14 protein-coding genes are annotated in these 16,768 nt (G+C 60.2%); 5 read left to right on the forward strand and 9 right to left on the reverse strand.

Annotation, left to right across the window (positions count from 1 at the left end; all coding sequences use genetic code 11):
• Nucleotides 1-4 precede the first annotated feature (4 nt).
• Both HMPREF3155_RS10285 and HMPREF3155_RS10290 read left to right on the forward strand, forming a co-directional pair.
• Nucleotides 5-784 carry a thiazole synthase gene (locus HMPREF3155_RS10285; protein WP_070433258.1) on the forward strand — a complete coding sequence of 260 codons (780 nt, stop codon included), beginning with the start codon at nucleotides 5-7 and terminating at the stop codon, nucleotides 782-784.
• Entirely contained in the window at nucleotides 784-1,920 is a 1,137-nt protein-coding gene (locus HMPREF3155_RS10290; RefSeq protein ID WP_070433259.1) for a ThiF family adenylyltransferase, read from the forward strand. Before HMPREF3155_RS10285 ends, HMPREF3155_RS10290 begins: the two co-directional genes overlap by 1 nt.
• Nucleotides 1,921-1,934: 14 nt before the next feature.
• Here the strand turns inward: HMPREF3155_RS10290 and HMPREF3155_RS10295 are convergent, their stop codons facing one another.
• The 6 genes from HMPREF3155_RS10295 to rimM form a co-directional block, all read right to left on the reverse strand.
• Nucleotides 1,935-4,058, reverse strand: coding sequence for a YhgE/Pip family protein (locus HMPREF3155_RS10295; protein WP_141740979.1), 2,124 nt, complete (start codon nucleotides 4,056-4,058; stop codon nucleotides 1,935-1,937).
• A gap of 100 nt (nucleotides 4,059-4,158) precedes the next feature.
• Nucleotides 4,159-6,489, reverse strand: coding sequence for a Tex family protein (locus tag HMPREF3155_RS10300; protein ID WP_070433260.1), 2,331 nt, complete (start codon nucleotides 6,487-6,489; stop codon nucleotides 4,159-4,161).
• A 182-nt stretch (nucleotides 6,490-6,671) separates the two neighbouring features.
• Complete coding sequence (locus HMPREF3155_RS10305) at nucleotides 6,672-7,250, reverse strand: hypothetical protein (protein ID WP_070433261.1); 579 nt, start codon at nucleotides 7,248-7,250, stop codon at nucleotides 6,672-6,674.
• A 202-nt stretch (nucleotides 7,251-7,452) separates the two neighbouring features.
• Nucleotides 7,453-7,815 carry a hypothetical protein gene (locus HMPREF3155_RS10310; RefSeq protein ID WP_061923253.1) on the reverse strand — a complete coding sequence of 121 codons (363 nt, stop codon included), beginning with the start codon at nucleotides 7,813-7,815 and terminating at the stop codon, nucleotides 7,453-7,455.
• On the reverse strand, nucleotides 7,805-8,671 hold the full coding sequence (gene trmD, locus HMPREF3155_RS10315; protein WP_070433262.1) for a tRNA (guanosine(37)-N1)-methyltransferase TrmD: 867 nt from the start codon (nucleotides 8,669-8,671) through the stop codon (nucleotides 7,805-7,807). Before trmD ends, HMPREF3155_RS10310 begins: the two co-directional genes overlap by 11 nt.
• Nucleotides 8,668-9,168: a ribosome maturation factor RimM gene (gene rimM, locus HMPREF3155_RS10320; RefSeq protein WP_061923255.1), complete on the reverse strand. Its 501-nt coding sequence runs from the start codon at nucleotides 9,166-9,168 to the stop codon at nucleotides 8,668-8,670. Before rimM ends, trmD begins: the two co-directional genes overlap by 4 nt.
• Nucleotides 9,169-9,299: 131 nt before the next feature.
• Between rimM and HMPREF3155_RS10325 the strand changes: the two genes are divergently transcribed.
• Together HMPREF3155_RS10325 and HMPREF3155_RS10330 are read left to right on the forward strand one after the other, a co-directional pair.
• On the forward strand, nucleotides 9,300-9,725 hold the full coding sequence (locus HMPREF3155_RS10325) for a cupin domain-containing protein (RefSeq protein WP_275436958.1): 426 nt from the start codon (nucleotides 9,300-9,302) through the stop codon (nucleotides 9,723-9,725).
• Nucleotides 9,726-9,748: 23 nt separating this feature from the next.
• The gene (locus HMPREF3155_RS10330; RefSeq protein WP_070433263.1) at nucleotides 9,749-10,465 is read left to right on the forward strand and encodes a TetR/AcrR family transcriptional regulator; all 717 of its coding nucleotides are present in this window, start codon (nucleotides 9,749-9,751) and stop codon (nucleotides 10,463-10,465) included.
• Nucleotides 10,466-10,570: 105 nt separating this feature from the next.
• Here HMPREF3155_RS10330 and rpsP read toward each other — a convergent pair whose 3' ends face one another.
• The gene (rpsP, locus tag HMPREF3155_RS10335) at nucleotides 10,571-11,077 is read right to left on the reverse strand and encodes a 30S ribosomal protein S16 (RefSeq protein ID WP_062038405.1); all 507 of its coding nucleotides are present in this window, start codon (nucleotides 11,075-11,077) and stop codon (nucleotides 10,571-10,573) included.
• Nucleotides 11,078-11,554: 477 nt separating this feature from the next.
• Between rpsP and HMPREF3155_RS10340 the strand changes: the two genes are divergently transcribed.
• Complete coding sequence (locus tag HMPREF3155_RS10340; protein WP_070433264.1) at nucleotides 11,555-13,831, forward strand: acyltransferase family protein; 2,277 nt, start codon at nucleotides 11,555-11,557, stop codon at nucleotides 13,829-13,831.
• 70 nt (nucleotides 13,832-13,901) lie between these two features.
• Here HMPREF3155_RS10340 and HMPREF3155_RS10345 read toward each other — a convergent pair whose 3' ends face one another.
• Nucleotides 13,902-15,044 (reverse strand): TIGR04053 family radical SAM/SPASM domain-containing protein, encoded by a 1,143-nt coding sequence (locus tag HMPREF3155_RS10345; protein ID WP_070433265.1) that lies wholly within the window; start codon nucleotides 15,042-15,044, stop codon nucleotides 13,902-13,904.
• 82 nt (nucleotides 15,045-15,126) lie between these two features.
• Nucleotides 15,127-16,755 (reverse strand): signal recognition particle protein, encoded by a 1,629-nt coding sequence (ffh, locus tag HMPREF3155_RS10350; protein ID WP_070433266.1) that lies wholly within the window; start codon nucleotides 16,753-16,755, stop codon nucleotides 15,127-15,129.
• Between the last annotated feature and the right edge of the window lie 13 nt (nucleotides 16,756-16,768).

The raw sequence follows: 16,768 nt of genomic DNA on the forward strand, positions 1-16,768 counted from the left end.
TAAAGTGCTGACAATCGCGGATAAGAGCTTTGAATCCCGGCTCATCATGGGCACGGGTGGCGCAAGCAGCCAGGACGCGCTGGAAAAAGCGCTGGTAGCCTCCGGCACGCAGCTAACCACCGTGGCGATGCGCCGCCACAGCGCGCAGGCAGGTGGCGAGAGCGTCTTTGACTTGCTGCGCCGGCTTAACATTGCGCCGCTGCCGAATACCGCGGGCTGCCGCACCGCGCGCGATGCCGTGCTCACGGCGCAGCTGGCGCGCGAGGCACTAGGTACCAATTGGGTCAAGGTAGAAGTCATCGCGGATGAGCACACGCTGCTTCCCGATGTCGTAGAAACCATCGACGCCACCGAGCTCCTCGTGGCAGAGGGGTTTACGGTCTTGGCCTATACCAGCGATGACCCAGTAGCGGCGCTGCGCTTGGAGGATGCGGGCGCTTCCGCCGTGATGCCGTTGGGCGCGCCGATCGGCACGGGGCTGGGTATTTTAAATCCCCATAACATCAAGCTCATCGCCGCGCGCGCCAGTGTGCCCGTGCTTGTCGACGCCGGCATCGGCACCGCCTCCGACGCCGCCCTCGCGATGGAGCTAGGCTGTGACGGGGTTCTGCTGGCCAGCGCTATCAACCGCTGCCAAGACCCCGTGGCCATGGCCCACGCTATGCGTCATGCGGTGGCCGCCGGGCACTATGCCCGCCAGGCAGGACGCATCCCGCGCCGCGAGCATGCCCAAGCCTCTTCAACCTTCGAAGGCCTTGCCAGCTGGGCCGATGAGGTGCTCTAGTGGGCCTTAGCGAACTCGAGTCTGCCCGCACCGCGCGCCAACAGGTGCTAATCGGCCAAGATGCGCAGGTAGCTCTTAACCGCGCGCACGTACTCATCGTGGGTGCGGGCGGATTGGGCTGCCCGGTCCTGCAGCAGCTGGCCGCCGCGGGTATCGGGCACATTACGCTCATCGACGATGACGAGGTAGCGCTGAGCAATATCCACCGCCAGGTGCTCTTCGGCGTGGATGACGTGGGCCAGCCCAAAGCCGCGGTCGCCGCCCGGCGCGCCCGTAAACTACAGCCAGAGATACACATCGAGGCGAAAGTCGCCCAATTTAGCGCAGACAATGCACTGCAACTGTGTCAGGACACAGACCTCGTCATCGACGGCACAGATACCTTCGACACGAAGTACCTCATCGCCGACGCCTGCGAGGCAACCTCGACTCCGCTGGTCTGGGGCACCGTCTTGGGTTTTCGCGGCGACGTAGCACTATGGCATTCAGGCACTAACACACCGGATGGCCGCGGCTGCGGTTTGCGCGACCTCTTCCCTGCCGCTCCCACTGCCGATGCCCTTCCCGATTGCGCCAGCGCCGGTGTTCTGGGAGCTACCACCTCCGTCATCGGCGGGCTGATGGCCACCGCCGCGATTGGCTGGTTCACCGGAATCGACACCACCGTGGGCCAGGTATCCAGCTACACCGCGTACCCAGCGAGCCTGCGCAGCTTCCGCGTCAGCGCCGATCCTGGGCGCGCACTATGCACCTCACTGGAAACTCATGCCGAGCTCAATTCTAACGCCAGCGTTGCTGCTAGCGCTGGCGTTGCTGCTAGCGCTGGCGAAGCTGCGGAGTGCTTCCTCGACATCCGTGACCCGTCCGCACTGCTTTATAGCTCGCTGCCGGCGAACTTGCGCCAGCACGCTCTGCCTTTTCACAAAATTGCGGCAGGCACCGCCGGCGATGAGATGGTGCGCGCAGCACTGGGCTCCTTAGATGCTCCGGCTGGCGGCACCGTCTGGGTAATTTGTGATTCTGGCAGCCGCAGCGCCGGTTTCGCGCTGCGCTATGGCGAGCTCGCCGCGGGGCTTGGACTGCGGCTGCGCAGCTACCCCGGCGGCGCGGAGCGCCTACACCGGGAGCTTGGTTAGCTCGCGCACGCCGCTTAAGCCGTGGTCGCTGCCATGACCTTGTGCTCGTCCAGCAGGCGCGCGGTGCCGTGGTGGCGTGCGCGGAAGATGAGGTAGCTGGCGGCTACCGCCAAGACGGTGACGCTGAACAAGACCATGATGCCGCCGGCGAAGGTGCCATCATGAATGCCATCGGTGGCGCGGGTGAAGGCGTTCTTAGCATAGGTCATCGGGTGCAAAGGATGCAGCAAACGCAGCGGTGCCGGGATGGCCGCCGTGGGCCACACGCCGCCGAAGACCATGACTCCCATGGCAAAAACGCCGACCGAGAAGATGGCGCCAATCCTGCGCCCGAAGGTCACCAGCAGCAGCTGGTAGGTGGCAGCGCCCACCATCGCGATTGCTGCGAGCACTCCCAGCATCATCGGCCAGCTTGCCGGGTGCCAGCCCATAAGCGTGGACATCAGCGCCATACCCAGCAACAACAGGAAGTTGATGCCGCTAACCACCGCGAATGCGGGCAAAATACCACGCAGATAATAAGGCAGGGTCATAGCGAGCAACAGCATGGCTAGGAAGCCAAAGACGAGCACCAGAAGCATCGAGACGCCGCCCGTGATTTCCTTCTTGGTTGGGTCGACGGCACTAACGCCGGTCTGCACCGGATGGACGTTGGATTCGGTGAAGTTGATCGGCACCGCCATATTCTGTGCTGTCACGTCAGGCTGGGTAATATGCGGGGCCTTCGCAGCACCCTCGCCCAGCTTCGTAGCGAGCTGACCCGAACCATCCTTGAGCTGATCGATGCCGTCTTTCAATTGGGCACCGCCACCCTTCAACTGACCGGTACCATCCTTGAGACTCGTGGTGCCCTCTGCCAGGCGTCCCGCGCCTTCATCCAGCTGCACGGCACCGGTAGATAGCTCGCCCACGCCGCTTTTTAGCTGACCGGTTCCCTCCGCCAGCTGATGGGTGCCCTGGTTGAGCCTGAGCATGCCACCTAGGTACTCGGAATTCGGGTCGGACAAGTTGTAATTCAGCTGCTGCGTACCATCACGCAGCTTCTCCAGCTGGGAGACCATGTTGCTGCTATTTGCCGGATCCAGCTTCGTCAACAAAGCGGAAAGCTGGTCTGCCTGGGCCGTCATGCCCATTCCGCGCAGCACATCCACCAAGCCGATGAGGCTCGGCACCACTAACTGTGCTTGTTGCAGGAGTGGGATGAGCATGCCGGTGAGCTGGCCGACGCCGCCTTCGATTTGGCTGGCTCCTTGGCCAAGCTTGCCCGTGCCCTCCAGCAACTTATCGGAGCCCGTCGCCAACTCATTCGCGCCGTCGTCAAGCCGACCCGCGCCCGTGGAAAGCTCGCTTACGCCCTGGACCAGCCGGCCAGTGCCATCGTGCAGCTGACCCGCACCGTTGTTGAGCTGGCCCGCTCCGGCATCCAGCTTGTCGATGCCGGTCACAGCCTTCTCGCCGCCAGCCTGGAGCTTGCCCACGCCCTCGTCAAGACGGCCTGCGCCTTCGGCCGCGGTACCAATGCCATCGCTGAGCTTGACCATGCCCTCGATGACTTGATCCGCATACTTTTTGGAAATCGCGTTCTCAACGCTGGTCTGAACCTGCGGAACCAGGCTCGAAGAAATCACCGAGCCATTCGTTCCGTAATAGTCGTTGCTGGCGAAGTGGATCTGCGGTTTGACCGGCTTATCGCTAATGATGGTGACCGCTTGCTCCGAGAAAACCTTTGGGATGGTCACCACCATCAGGTACTTGCCCTTTAACAACCCATCGTTTGCCTCCTGAGCGTTCATCTCGGCGAAGTTCAGGTAGTCAGTTTCCAGGAGGCCTTCTACTACTTGATCGCCGTAGTTGACGTATTTGCCCTGCTTTTCCACGCCGGCGTCCTCATTGACCACCGCCAAGTCAATCTGCCGCATGTACTTGGAAGGGTCCCACATCGCCCACATCATCGTGGCTGCGAGGATGACTGGCGCTACCAGCAGGAAAACGATCAGCACCCGCGAGAGTGCGCTACGCGGGCGCCAGTCCAGGATGCGATGCCACCCCTTCGCTTCCGTTTCCTGCACGGCATGGGCAGCCGGCTGCGTGGCGTCGAACGGCGTTTGTTTCTGGTGCAAGGCGAAACCCTCCCTCATGAAGGTATGGTGACCGCGGTCACCCTTTTGTTTGTTTCACCAAACTTATCACTAACTCACCGCGCTGCACTAGCACGCCACGAAGCAACTTTTAATAAATTTAGTTGCCGAAGCCGGCCTTCTTCAGCGCATCCGCCATGGAGCCGCCGGCGGGACGCCCACCGGAATTGCCGCGGCCGCCACGCGCTCCACGGCCACCCTTGGCCCCATTGCCAGTGTTGCCGCCTTTGCTGCTACCGCCGTTGTCACCACGCTTGCCACCACCCTGGCGTTGTGCAGGCTGGCCTGGTTCATCATCGAGGCGCAGCGAGAGGCCGATGCGCTGACGCTGCACGTCAACCTCCATGACTTTGACCTTTACTACCTGCCCGGAGCGCACGACCTCATGTGGATCGGAGATGAACTTATTGCTCATCGCGGAGACGTGTACTAGGCCGTCCTGGTGCACTCCGACGTCCACGAAGGCGCCGAAAGCCGCAACGTTGGTGACGGTCCCCTCCAGGATCATGCCCGGTACCAGGTCCGAGACTTTGTCCACGCCTTCCTTGAAAGTAGCGGTCTTAAACTCTGGACGCGGGTCGCGGCCAGGCTTATCCAGCTCGGCAATGATGTCGGTGACAGTCGGGACACCGAAAGTATCGTCAGCGAAGTCTGCCGGCTGCAGTTTCTGCAGCACTCTGGAGTTACCGATAAGTTCAGCCACGCCGAGCCCCGTGGACTCCGCAATGCGGGCGACCACCGGGTAGGCCTCCGGGTGCACGGCGGAGGAATCAAGTGGGTCAACGCCGCCATTGATGCGCAGGAAGCCTGCTGCCTGCTCGAAGGCTTTCGGCCCCAAGCGCGGAACCTTCTTGAGTTCCTTGCGGGATGCGAAGGAACCGTTCTCGTCACGGTAGGCCACGATGTTGGTGGCGATCGTGGCGTTCACGCCCGCCACGCGCTCAAGCAGCGGAACAGATGCGGTGTTTAGGTCAACGCCGACACCGTTTACGGCGTCCTCAACCACGCCGTCGAGGGTGCGCGCCAGCGAGGTCTGGTTGACGTCGTGTTGGTACTGCCCCACGCCGATGGCCTTCGGATCGATCTTTACCAGCTCAGCCAGGGGATCCTGGAGGCGGCGAGCGATAGAGACCGCACCACGCAGCGAGACGTCCATGTCTGGGAACTCATCCGCGGCAAGCTGGGATGCGGAGTAGACCGAAGCACCCGACTCAGAGACCACGACCGGAGTTGGGCGCTGGCCGCCGGCCTGCTTCAACATGTCAGCGATCTCGTTGGCCAGCTTTTCCGTCTCACGGGAAGCGGTGCCGTTGCCGATAGCCATAAGGTCCACCGAGTGCTTCGCACACAGCGTGGCCAGAGTGTTTACTGCCTGGCTCCACTGGTTCTGTGGCTGGTGCGGGTAGACAATTGCGGTATCAAGAACCTTGCCGGTGGAATCAACTACAGCGCACTTCACGCCGTTTCGATAGCCCGGGTCCAGTCCAATCGTGGCGCGTTGACCCGCCGGTGCCGCCAACAAGACGTCGCGCAGGTTGGTAGCAAAGACCTTGAGCGCGCCCTCCTCCGCGATTTCTTTGAGGCGCATGCGCACATCAAGGCCAGAAGAGATGTAGAGCTTCGTGCGCCAGCCCCAGTGCACGGCGTCGGAAAGCCACTTGGAATCCTTAACCGCAAGATCAAAACGCTCGGCAATCATGCCCTCATAGACTTCGTCTTCACCGGCATCCAGGTTGAGCTGGAGAACGCCCTCGTTCTCACCGCGCAGCAACGCCAGGATGCGGTGCGAGGGCAGCTGGTCGAAAGGCTCAGAGAACTCGAAGTAGTCCTTAAACTTGGCGCCTTCGGTTTCCTTGCCAGCCACCACGGAAGCACCCATGGTGCCCTCGTTGAACATGCGCTCGCGCACCTCGCCGACCAAGTCGGCGTCGAGAGCAAAACGGTCAATGATGATGGAACGCGCGCCCTCGAGAGCCTTCTTGGTGTCTTCAAATCCTTCAGTCAGGAACTGCCCCGCCATCTCTTCTGGATTGGCCGTGGGGTTCTCAATGAGCTTGTCCGTCAACTCTTCCAGGCCGGCCTCACGAGCGATGTCCGCCTTGGTCTTGCGGCGCTTCTTGTATGGCAGGTACAAGTCTTCCAAACGCGCCTTGGTCTCACACTCGAGAATCTGGGCACGCAGCTCGTCGGTGAGCTTTCCCTGCTCATCGATAGCCGCCAAAATTGCCTCTTTACGCTCTTCCAATTCGCGCAGGTACGTCGCGCGCTCCTCGATGGTGCGCAACTGCGAATCATCCAAACCACCAGTGGCTTCTTTGCGGTAACGCGCGATGAATGGGACAGTGTTTCCCTCCGCCAGAAGCGTCAAAGCAGTCTCAACCTGAGACTCCTTTACACCAATCTCTGCGGCGATGGTAGCTGCAATCTTCAAAAGAAATCCTCACCTTTGTGGCTGATTTTCTGGACTCAACAAAGGTACCGCACCGCCCTTTCATCCCAGCGATGAGCGCTCCAACTCCTCAATTACTTTCCCCTCACGCAGTAACGCCCCAACACATTCGTGTCGGGGCGACTCGTCCAGGAAACGGAACGCTTTGACGTGCTCGCAGGGTGCTAGTAGATGAGAACTGCTGCGTTGTCGCCTCCAGAACAGCGGACAGAGGAGGACGTGCCGGAGCAGTACATGTAGTAGTTGCCGCCGGTAGCCGGAGAATAAACCTTCAGCGTTGCGTTCGGGGAGCCGGTCGCAGCGTAGTTGCTTACAAAGGATGAATAAACATTTGCTGCAAAGCTTTGCGAGGTGTTGCCGGTGAGCGCTCGATAGCTGGAGTATCCAGAGGAATAGGACGGAGCTTGTGCAACGCGCTCAACAGGTACGACGGGTTCTGGCGCCTGCGCGGTCACGGTGGCCGGGCGCTGCTCAGTAACAGTTACTGGGACGGCCTCCTGTGCAGGAGAGACGAGTGCTGGGGAGGCCGCACCAGCAGCAGCATCAGAGCCGCCAATTTTGCCCATGAACGCCATGACGCCCGCCACGATTGCAGCCAGGCAAAGACCAACGATGGCCGCAATAGCCACCGTCAAGCCGGTCGATATCCCGCCGCGCTGCTCTGTGGGTGCCACGTAGCCATCTGCCGGATTGGGGAAACCAGCGACGTTGTTGACCGGAGGGAAAGTATTGGGGATGGACATGCGGTGCACCTGCCTTGTATCGAGTAAAGAGAGAAGGAAGTAAGGAGACTTCCTTTTGATGACCTCATGCTAAGACGGGCGCTGCCAACGACGATTGAATCCGGGGAACATTCCTTTTTCCGCAGCTCACAAGATGATTCTGCAGCAACTAATCAGAGGGCGAGGTTCCCCATTTTCGTCGCCGAAGTTACTACCTAAAGATTTATGGTTGCCACGCGCAGGCGGTGCCCAACCCGAACTCGGTGTGACCGATCTCAGAGGTCCCGTACCACAGCGTGTGCGGCGGCAAACAGTCCACCACCGCCGCGGTGACCTTATGCAAGGGCAGGTCAGAGCTGCCGTTGACGATGACGCGCCACACGCTCTCGCCTACTGGTGCGCTGCCGTGCTTGGACATGTACTCGTTGACCAAGATGTTGTCTGGCTCGCAGGTAAAGGAGATGACCTCCGCGCTGATATTCGCCGGCTCATAGCCACCTTCTGCCAGCTGCTGCGGCATGCGGGTGAGAATGTCATTCCATTCTTTCTCCGTCATCAAAATAGATAGATCGGTACTAACTTCCATTGCGTAGCTGCTCCAAGTACTTGCGGTCGGCTTTATCGAGCTCCACGCCGTCCAATAGCTCGGGGCGGCGTTCAAAGGTGCGGCGCAGGGATTGCTCGCGGCGCCACTTATCCACGAGCGCGTGGTTTCCAGAGGTCAGCACCTCAGGCACGGCCAGCCCACGCCACTCGCGTGGTTTGGTGTAGCTCGGCCCCTCCAGCAAACCATCGGAGAATGAATCTTCCTCATGAGAGCGCTTGTTGCCCAGCACTCCTGGGATGAGGCGCACGATGGCCTCGGCCATGACGAGCACCGCCACTTCCCCGCCGATCAACACGTAGTCACCGATGGAGACCTCGCGTACGCGGTAGCGCTGCGCTGCATCGTCAATGACGCGCTGGTCGATGCCCTCGTAGCGCCCGCAGGCAAAGACGATATGTTCCTCATTGGACCACTCTTGGGCGTCTGCCTGCGTGAAAGGTTTTCCGGCAGGCGTCGGGACGATAAGCAGCGGCAAGGACAGATCCTCGGCAACGCCGTCCTCCCCTACCGACCGCTCGTAGCCGGTGGCCTCCACGCCCTCGACGTCGTCGTGGCGCGGCTTATTGAGGTGCGGGAGCGAGGATTCCAGGTCCGCGGTGCGCGCGGCGCCACTGGCGACGTCGTCAAGCGCAGGGCCCCAGACCTCCGGCTTCATCACCATGCCGGGGCCGCCACCGAAGGGCGAATCATCCACCGACTTATGTGTATCGGTGGCCCAGCCGCGCAGATCGTGCACGCCCACCGAAAGCTTGCCTTGTTCGATGGCCTTGCCCAGCAGAGCATGGCGCAGCGGGTCTAGGTATTCAGGGAAAATTGTGACGACGTCTAGCCTCACAGCTCTAGCAATCCTTCCGGTGGCGTAATCGTGCAGGTGCCTTCCTCAAGGTCGACCTCGGGAACGATTTCTTCAACGAAGGGAATCAAGGCTTCCTTGCCAGATTCCAATCGCACCTCTAGCAAGGACTGGGTTGGCCCATGGGTAATTCCGGCGACTTCACCGATGTCGGCCCCCTCGTGGATGACGCGCAGACCCTCGAGCTCGTGGTCGTAGAAACCTTCGTCGTCTGGGTTATCCAGTGGCGGCGCAAAAAATTGGGTGCCGCGCAGGCTATCGGCTGCGGTTCGGTCTTTTACTTCCTCGAAGGTAATGAGCAGGCGGCCCTTGTGCGCGCGCACTGCCTTGACGGTGAGATCGTGTTCCTTCTTTCCCTGGCGGCCATGGAGCACTTCGCCCACCGCGAAGCGGATTTCGGGCTCGTCGGTGGTGGCTTCGACGCTCAGCTCGCCTTTGATTCCGTGCGATTTGATGACACGGCCGATCATTAGTTCCATTTGCTCAACTTTAATCGCTTCCAACTGACGGCACGAACTACAATATTTTATACGGCTTGAGTCTTATTAAATCTGATGTTTTTGGGTAACGTTGAGAATGAAACCACCGCCTTTAGATAAAGGAGAAGCCCATGACAGATAGGCCCGTGGCAGAGCTTCCAATCAATGACGTAACCACCTTCGGCAATGCCAGCCATCACGGCGAGAAAATGCTCAACCTGGACCTCCTGGCGGAGGCGCCGGAGCCGAACGCGCAGCGCCCACGCCCGGCCGTCAAACGCGTGTTAAGCGCCGATGGCGGCAACCTCATCCTATTCACCTTTAACGCGGGCCAAAGTTTGCCGGATCACAAGGCTGCACATCCGATTACCGTACAAACGTTGCGCGGAGAAGTCTTGTTTACGTGTGGAGGCAAAGAAGTCCTCCTCCGGCCAGGCCAGATCATCCACCTTCCGGCCTATGTTCCACACCGGGTTGACGCGGTGGAATCTGACGGCGATTCACCGGCAATTATGCTGCTCACAATGTTGACAGGAGAAACAATAGTAAGCGCTTAAGACGGTGATAGCATAGCCAAATCATGAGTACCTCCAAGCCATATCATCACGGAAATCTGCGCGCGGAGATGTTGCGTGTAGCAGTAGAGCTCGGCCGAAAGCATGGGCCTGACGCGGTGAGCATTCGTGCAGTCACGCGCGCCATTGGTGTGTCCCCCACCTCAGCGTACCGCCACTTCACGGATCAGGAGGAACTGCTACGCGCGGTTGCCGACGCCTCGATTGATGAGCTCCTCAAGCGCCTCGACGCCGCGCTGATCGAGGCCGAGGACTTCGCCGCGCAGGAAGAAAGTCCAGGCCCCATTCACGTCGAGCAGCTCATGCACGCCGCAATGGCTTATCTCCGCTTCGCTTTGGACGAAAACGGCTTCTTCCAATGCATCTTGTCTGGACGCGGCTTTAATTACCCGCGGGCATTCAACGACGATCTAGACATGGGCGCTTCCGACGGCCACTCGTCTACGCTGCACCGCTTCTATCACCTACTGGCCAAGCACGCGATAGACACCGATGGCACAGCGGATTACACGCACTTTCCCGTCAACGCGCTTGCTGCTTGGGCCACGGTGCACGGCTTTTCGGTACTCGCCACCAGCGGTCACCTCAGCGCGCTGCCGGAGCAAATGAAGCTCGACATCGCCAAATCCGTCTTCGCCGCCTCCATCCGCGGCACCGATTTTAAGAATCCGGAAAATCCTTATCGCAACTACCCAGGCAGCGTGCGCCCGGAAGCGCAATAGCAAAGGAAGCAAAGGGCGCCTGTTACCGTTCCCCTTTACGGGAGGTAACAGGCGCCCTTTAGAAGATCTGATTAGAAGATCTAGTTACGCAAAAGCGCGGCGAGATTACTCTGCGGACTCCTCAGAAGCCTCAGCGGACTCCTCGGACTCTGCAGCAGCAGCCTCAGCAGCAGCAGCTTCTTCTGCAGCCTTCTCAGCAGCAGCCTTAGCCTCTGCTTCTTCCTTGGCCTTCTTCTTCTTTTCGGTAATAGCCTCGATGGTCGGGCCGTTGTTGGCCTCAGCCAGTGCAGCGTTGAACAGCTCCAGCTTGGAAGGCTTCTCCTCAGCAACCTTCAGGGTGCCCTCAGCACCTGGCAGGCCCTTGAACTTCTGCCAGTCACCGGTCACCTTCAACAGTGCGAGAACCGGCTCGGTCGGCTGTGCGCCGACGCCCAGCCAGTACTGTGCGCGCTCGGAATCGATCTGGATGAGGGAAGGCTCCTGCTTCGGCTGATAGATGCCGATGTTCTCGATAGCCTTGCCGGAACGGCGGGTGCGTGCATCAGCGATGATGACGCGGTACTCAGCGTTGCGGATCTTACCCATACGCTGCAGCTTGATCTTGACAGCCATGATTGGCTCCTTTTCTAGTCACCGAGCAGTTCAGACGCGTGGATTCAAACCACGCCGGTTCAGCTCTTGGATTTACCCTGCGCGTGACGTGCCGGCCGTCCGTAGGCGGTATACGGCGTTACGCAGAATGTTAAGTTTGCAGTGTTGTCTATCTAGTGTTGTCCATCTATAGAACCAACTACCTATAGACAACCCCGACTATATTAGCGGCAGACTCCCCAAAACGGAAATCCTCCCGCGGCGAACTCTGGTGGCACTTTTCCTTTGACTTTTATGCAATCTTTGGCGGCACTGCCCGTGGCGTTATGAGCACTGCCCGTGGCGTTATGAACAGCGCGGCCCGAGAGAGTAACCTATTTGACGCTAACCTAGACACCTTTCAGGCCAGTTTGCCTTTATATACTTCCTAACACTTCCCCTTGAGGCAAAACCTTTAAGGGGCAGACGTATGCCTTAATTGGCCTGCTGAGAGAAATTATGACTGAAAATTCACCACGCAGCTTCCGTTACCGCTATGACCTCGATGGTCTGCGCGGCATCGCCATCGCACTCGTGGTCATTTATCACGTCTTCGTCGGCCGAGTCTCGGGCGGCGTGGACGTGTTCCTTTTGCTTTCGGGCTACTTTTTCTTAGGCTCCCAGCTGCGTTACGCGGCCAAGCCTAATGCTTCTTTGAATCCATGGTGGCCAATCTGGCGCACTTTGCGACGCCTCGTTCCCAGCCTCGTGTTGGTCATCGGCGCCACCTATATCTTGGTTCGCATTTTTACTCCGGAACTGATGCGCACAGAGCTCGCCCAGCAAATCACGGCCACGATGCTGTATTTCCAGAACTGGGAGCTAGCCCGCCAAAACGCGGACTACACCGCAGCTTCTGCTAGCACCTCCCCTCTGCAGCACATGTGGTCCATGGCTGTACAGGGTCAGTTCTACATCATGGGCATCGCCTTTGCGCTGATTCTGGCAGCCATCATGAAACTGCGCCCAGCGCCGGACCCGAAGCGCCTCAAGCAGGTGCGCTTCCCCACCGTCAACCAGATTGCTGGCCCTATCCTTATCGTCGTTACCGTCGCGTCCTTTGCCTATGCTTCCCGCGATGGCCTCTACGGCACGGCCGCGAACTACTACTCCACGTGGTCGCGCGCATGGGAGCTGACCCTGGGTGCGGTTTTAGCTATTTACGGTACGAAGTGGAATATTTCTAACCGTTTTTCCAACCTGTTTACTGGCCTCGGCCTGGTGTGCCTAGCGTTTACCGGCGCTATCATCGCTGAGACCACGGCTTATCCAGGCCCGCTCTCCCTGCTGCCGTTGGGTGGTGCGGTGCTCATCATCTTGGGCGGCGGCGGTTCCATCTCCCGCCACATGGCTTCAAAAAAGGCGCGTTGGCTTGGCGACGTCGCCTACCCGCTCTACCTCTGGCACTGGCCGCTTCTGATTTTGTCCACCAAGGCCCTCGAGCTGGAGACCCCTCCATGGTGGCTGGGCATCATTATCATCGCCATCTCCCTGGTGCTGGCAGATCTTACCCACCGCTTCTTGGAGAAGCCGCTGCGCCAGGCCCGCAAGCGCCCGACGGCGGACGATATGCCGGTCAATAGCGCAATTGCCTCAATGAAGCAGCGCGCTGGCGCATTCCGAGCAGTAGGCGGCGTCGTCGTGGGCGCCTGCGTTGTCGGTTTGCTTTCCATTCAGCCGCTGTGGATGAACACCATCTACTCCGAGAATGCGGAGAACCTCGACCCGAAGCTCTACCCAGGTGCCACGGCCCTCGCACTAAATAAGCCGGTGCCGAAGGACGTAGAGTACAAGCCGGACCCGATCCTCGTTGGCGGCCTCATGCCGCCAACCGCAGTGGCCTATTGCTTTATTGGGCAGGACATGCCGGCGGATTACCTGCCGGATGCCCGCCGCGACGGCACTCCATGTGAGTGGGGCGACCGTGAGTCAAAGACCGAGGTCTACGTCGTCGGTGGCTCCCACGCGGAACAGTGGATGTCCGGCTTGGACCGCCTGGGCCGTGAGATGCACTTCAAGATCATCCCAATGCTGCGTCAGGGTTGCCCGATTGAACTTGGCGAAGACCTGACCGTTACCCCTGAATGCCACGAGTGGGGCGAGATGGTCACCGAGCGCATCCTGGATGCGGATCCGGCGCTGGTCATCTCGAATACCACTCGCCCATCCGGCCCGCTGGGCGAAGGCCCAGACTACGTCCCGGCAGGCTACGCCGAGTTCTGGAAGCAATTGGCAAACGCCAAGATTCCATTTATGGGCCTGCGCGATAACCCGTGGGGCTTTGACGATGCTGGCAAGGGCCGCGAGTTCGACGAGTGCTATGTCGCCACCGAGGACGAGAAGGGCTGCGGCATGACCTTCGACAAGGTCTACGCACCGGTCGATCCAGGCGCGGAAATCCTGTCCCAATACGACAACATGCTGTCGCTGGATACCTCTTCCTGGTTCTGTGACAAAAATGGCGACTGCCCGGTGGTCATCGGCAACACGATGGTCTACCGCGATATGCACCACATCAGCAACGCCTTCGCGGAGTCCGCAATGCCAATGCTGCGCGAGGCCATCGAGCCGTTCCTGGCCGGCAAAAAAGTAAAGCAGGCACCGCCTAAGGTGCCTGCTAACATGCCGACCTCAACCGCACCGACCACGCCGTCAGCACCGGCCGATTCCACGGCCACGGCCTCCAATGCCCAGCCGGTCCCCTACCCGTATCTGACCGACAACGACGCAGTCTAAGTCGCGGATTACTTAATTTCCTCACCCTAGAGCAAAGAAAGCGTGGTGCCAGATGGCACCACGCTTTCTGCTATTTGACCCACGCCGCGGGCACGTATGCGCACGTCGGGTCGGAAGCTAGCGGATCACCCGTCATTGCGAACGCGGTCGAGCGGGAACCGCCGCAGACGGTGGCGTACTCGCACACGGAGCACTTGCCCGACCACTGGGCGGGGTCGCGCAACTTCTTAAAGACAGGCGAATTGGCATAGATTTCGGGCAGCGGAGTGTCTTTGACGTTGCCGCAGTGCATCGGCAGGAAGCCGTTGGGATAAACATCGCCGAGGTGGTCGATGAACACGAAGCCGGAGCCTGCGTTAATCGCCATGGGCGGGCGCGGGCGGCGGGTATGCGCGGCGTCGGCAGGCCCGAGCACCCGCTCGGTCTCTTCGGTGAGATAGCGGTAGAGCTCTCCCCCGATGTATTCCTTGCCCTGCTGTGCCTCCAGCACGATGCGGCGATACTGCGGGCCTTCAGTGGTCTTGATTGCCACGCGATTCGAAACATCGTGCAGCCAGTGCATAGCGTCCTCGCGCTCGTGCGGAGTCAGCGCCTCGAGACCCGTTCCACGACCAGTTGGCACCAAGAAGAACACGCTCCACAGCTTTGCTCCCATGTCGATGACACGCTTGAGCAGCTGCGGCGCCTCATAAACGTTGTTCTTGGTGATCGTGGAGTTGATCTGCAGGCGGTAGCCCACGTCCGTGACCACCCCTGCCATTGCGATGGTCTGGTCAAAGATGCCGGAAAAGCCGCGAAAATAATCGTGGGTCTTGGCCGTCGCGCCGTCGAGCGAAAGCGACAACGCCGAGCCACCCGCGGCCCGCAGGCCCTCTAGGCGCTCGCGAGTAAGACGCGGGGTGACCGAAGGCGAAAGGGAGATGTTTAGCCCCAGCGAGGTGCCGTACTCCGTCAGCTCCTCGAGGTCGCCACGCTCAAAAGGGTCGCCGCCTGTGAGCACCACGATGGGACGCGGCTTCTCATAGCTCGCGATTGAATCCAATAGCGCCTTGCCCTGCTGCGTGCTCAGCTGCCCTGGCGCTGGCTCATGCTGCGCATCGGCGCGGCAATGTTGGCACACCAGCTGGCACGCGCGCGTCACCTCCCAGATTGCGATGAAAGGCTTGGCGTTGATGTCGTGGCGAACTTGGCGAACGGCTGGAGTCGGCTTCATAAATACAACTTTAGCCGTAGAAAAACACGCCTCCAAAACGCGAAAAAGAGGCGAGGAGTTCCCTCGCCTCTTCTAGGCCCGACTACTTCTTGCCCTGGCCAAAGTCCAGGTTGTTCAAGTCGATGTTTTCCATGCCCTTCGGCATCTTAGGCATACCCCCTGGCATGCCTGGCATTCCGCCGCCGCCCATCTGCTCCTGCAGCTTCTGCAGCTCCTCCATGGAAGGCATGCCGCCTGGCATTCCCGGCATACCGCCTGGCATGCCTGGCATGCCGCCGCCTGGACGGTTCTTCGGGGCCTTGCGCTTGCCGTTCTTGCCCTTGCGCCCCTTCCGCTTCTTCTTGGTGGCAGAGCGCCCCATGCCCGGGCCCATGCCAAACTGGCCGGCCATCTTGGACATCATCTTCTTCGCCTCGTTGAAGCGCTCGATGAGCTGGTTGACCTCGGAGACGGAAACGCCAGAACCGTTTGCAATACGCTTACGGCGCGAGGCGTTAAGGATCTTCGGATTCTCACGCTCTTGCGGGGTCATACCGCGGATGATGGCCTGGATGCGGTCGAGCTGCTTCTCATCGACCATTTCCGCCATCTTGTTCATCTGCTTGCCGCCCGGCATCATTTTCAGCAGATTGCCAATCGGGCCCATGCGGCGGATCATCAGCATCTGGTCCAAGAAGTCGTTGAGCGTTAGCTCACCGGTGCCCAGCTTGGCGGCAGCTTCCTCTGCCTTCTGGTGGTCCAGGGTGGCCTCAGCCTGCTCAATCAGCGAGAGAAGGTCACCCATGCCCAGGATGCGCGAAGCCATGCGCTCTGGGTGGAAGACGTCAAAGTCCTCGAGCTTCTCACCGGTGGAGGCAAACATGATCGGCTTGCCGGTGACCTCACGGATGGACAGCGCCGCACCACCGCGGGCATCGCCATCGAGCTTGGTCAGCACGACGCCGGTGAAATCAACGCCGTCACGGAAGGCCTCGGCGGTCTGCACCGCGTCCTGACCGATCATGGAATCGATGACAAAGAGGACCTCGTCCGGGTTCACAGCATCGCGAATGTTGCGTGCCTGCGTCATCAAGGTCTCATCGATGCCGAGGCGGCCCGCGGTATCGATAATCACAATGTCGTGCTGGGTCCGCTTAGCTTCCTCGATGCCGGCCTGGGCGACGGCGACTGGGTCACCGTGGGAGGTACCCATCTCGTGATCGTTGGAGTCGATGGAGGTACCTGGGTCCGGAGCAAAGACCTGCACCTCCGCACGCTCACCAACAATCTGCAGCTGCTGGACCGCGCCCGGGCGCTGCAAGTCACAGGCCACCAGCATCGGCGTATGGCCCTGCTTGGCCAGGTGCTTGGACAGCTTACCGGCCAAGGTGGTCTTACCAGCACCCTGCAGACCAGCCAACATGATGACCGTGGGCGGGTTCTTTGCCAGCTGCAGGCGGCGGGTCTCTCCACCCAGGATGTCAACGAGTTCCTCATTGACAATCTTGACAACCTGCTGCGCCGGGTTCAGCGCCTCAGAGACCTCTGCACCGGCAGCGCGCTCCTTAATACGCTTGATGAACGCGCGGACTACGGTCAGCGAGACGTCAGCTTCCAGCAGCGCAAGGCGAATCTCGCGCGCGGTGGCATTGATGTCGGCCTCGGTCAGCTTGCCCTTGCCACGCAGGCCCGACAAGGCAGTTTGCAAGCGATCGGACAGTGACTCAAACACGAGTGAGTGCTCC

The organism is Corynebacterium sp. HMSC06D04 (genome assembly GCF_001807315.1).
Lineage (GTDB): Bacteria > Actinomycetota > Actinomycetes > Mycobacteriales > Mycobacteriaceae > Corynebacterium > Corynebacterium simulans.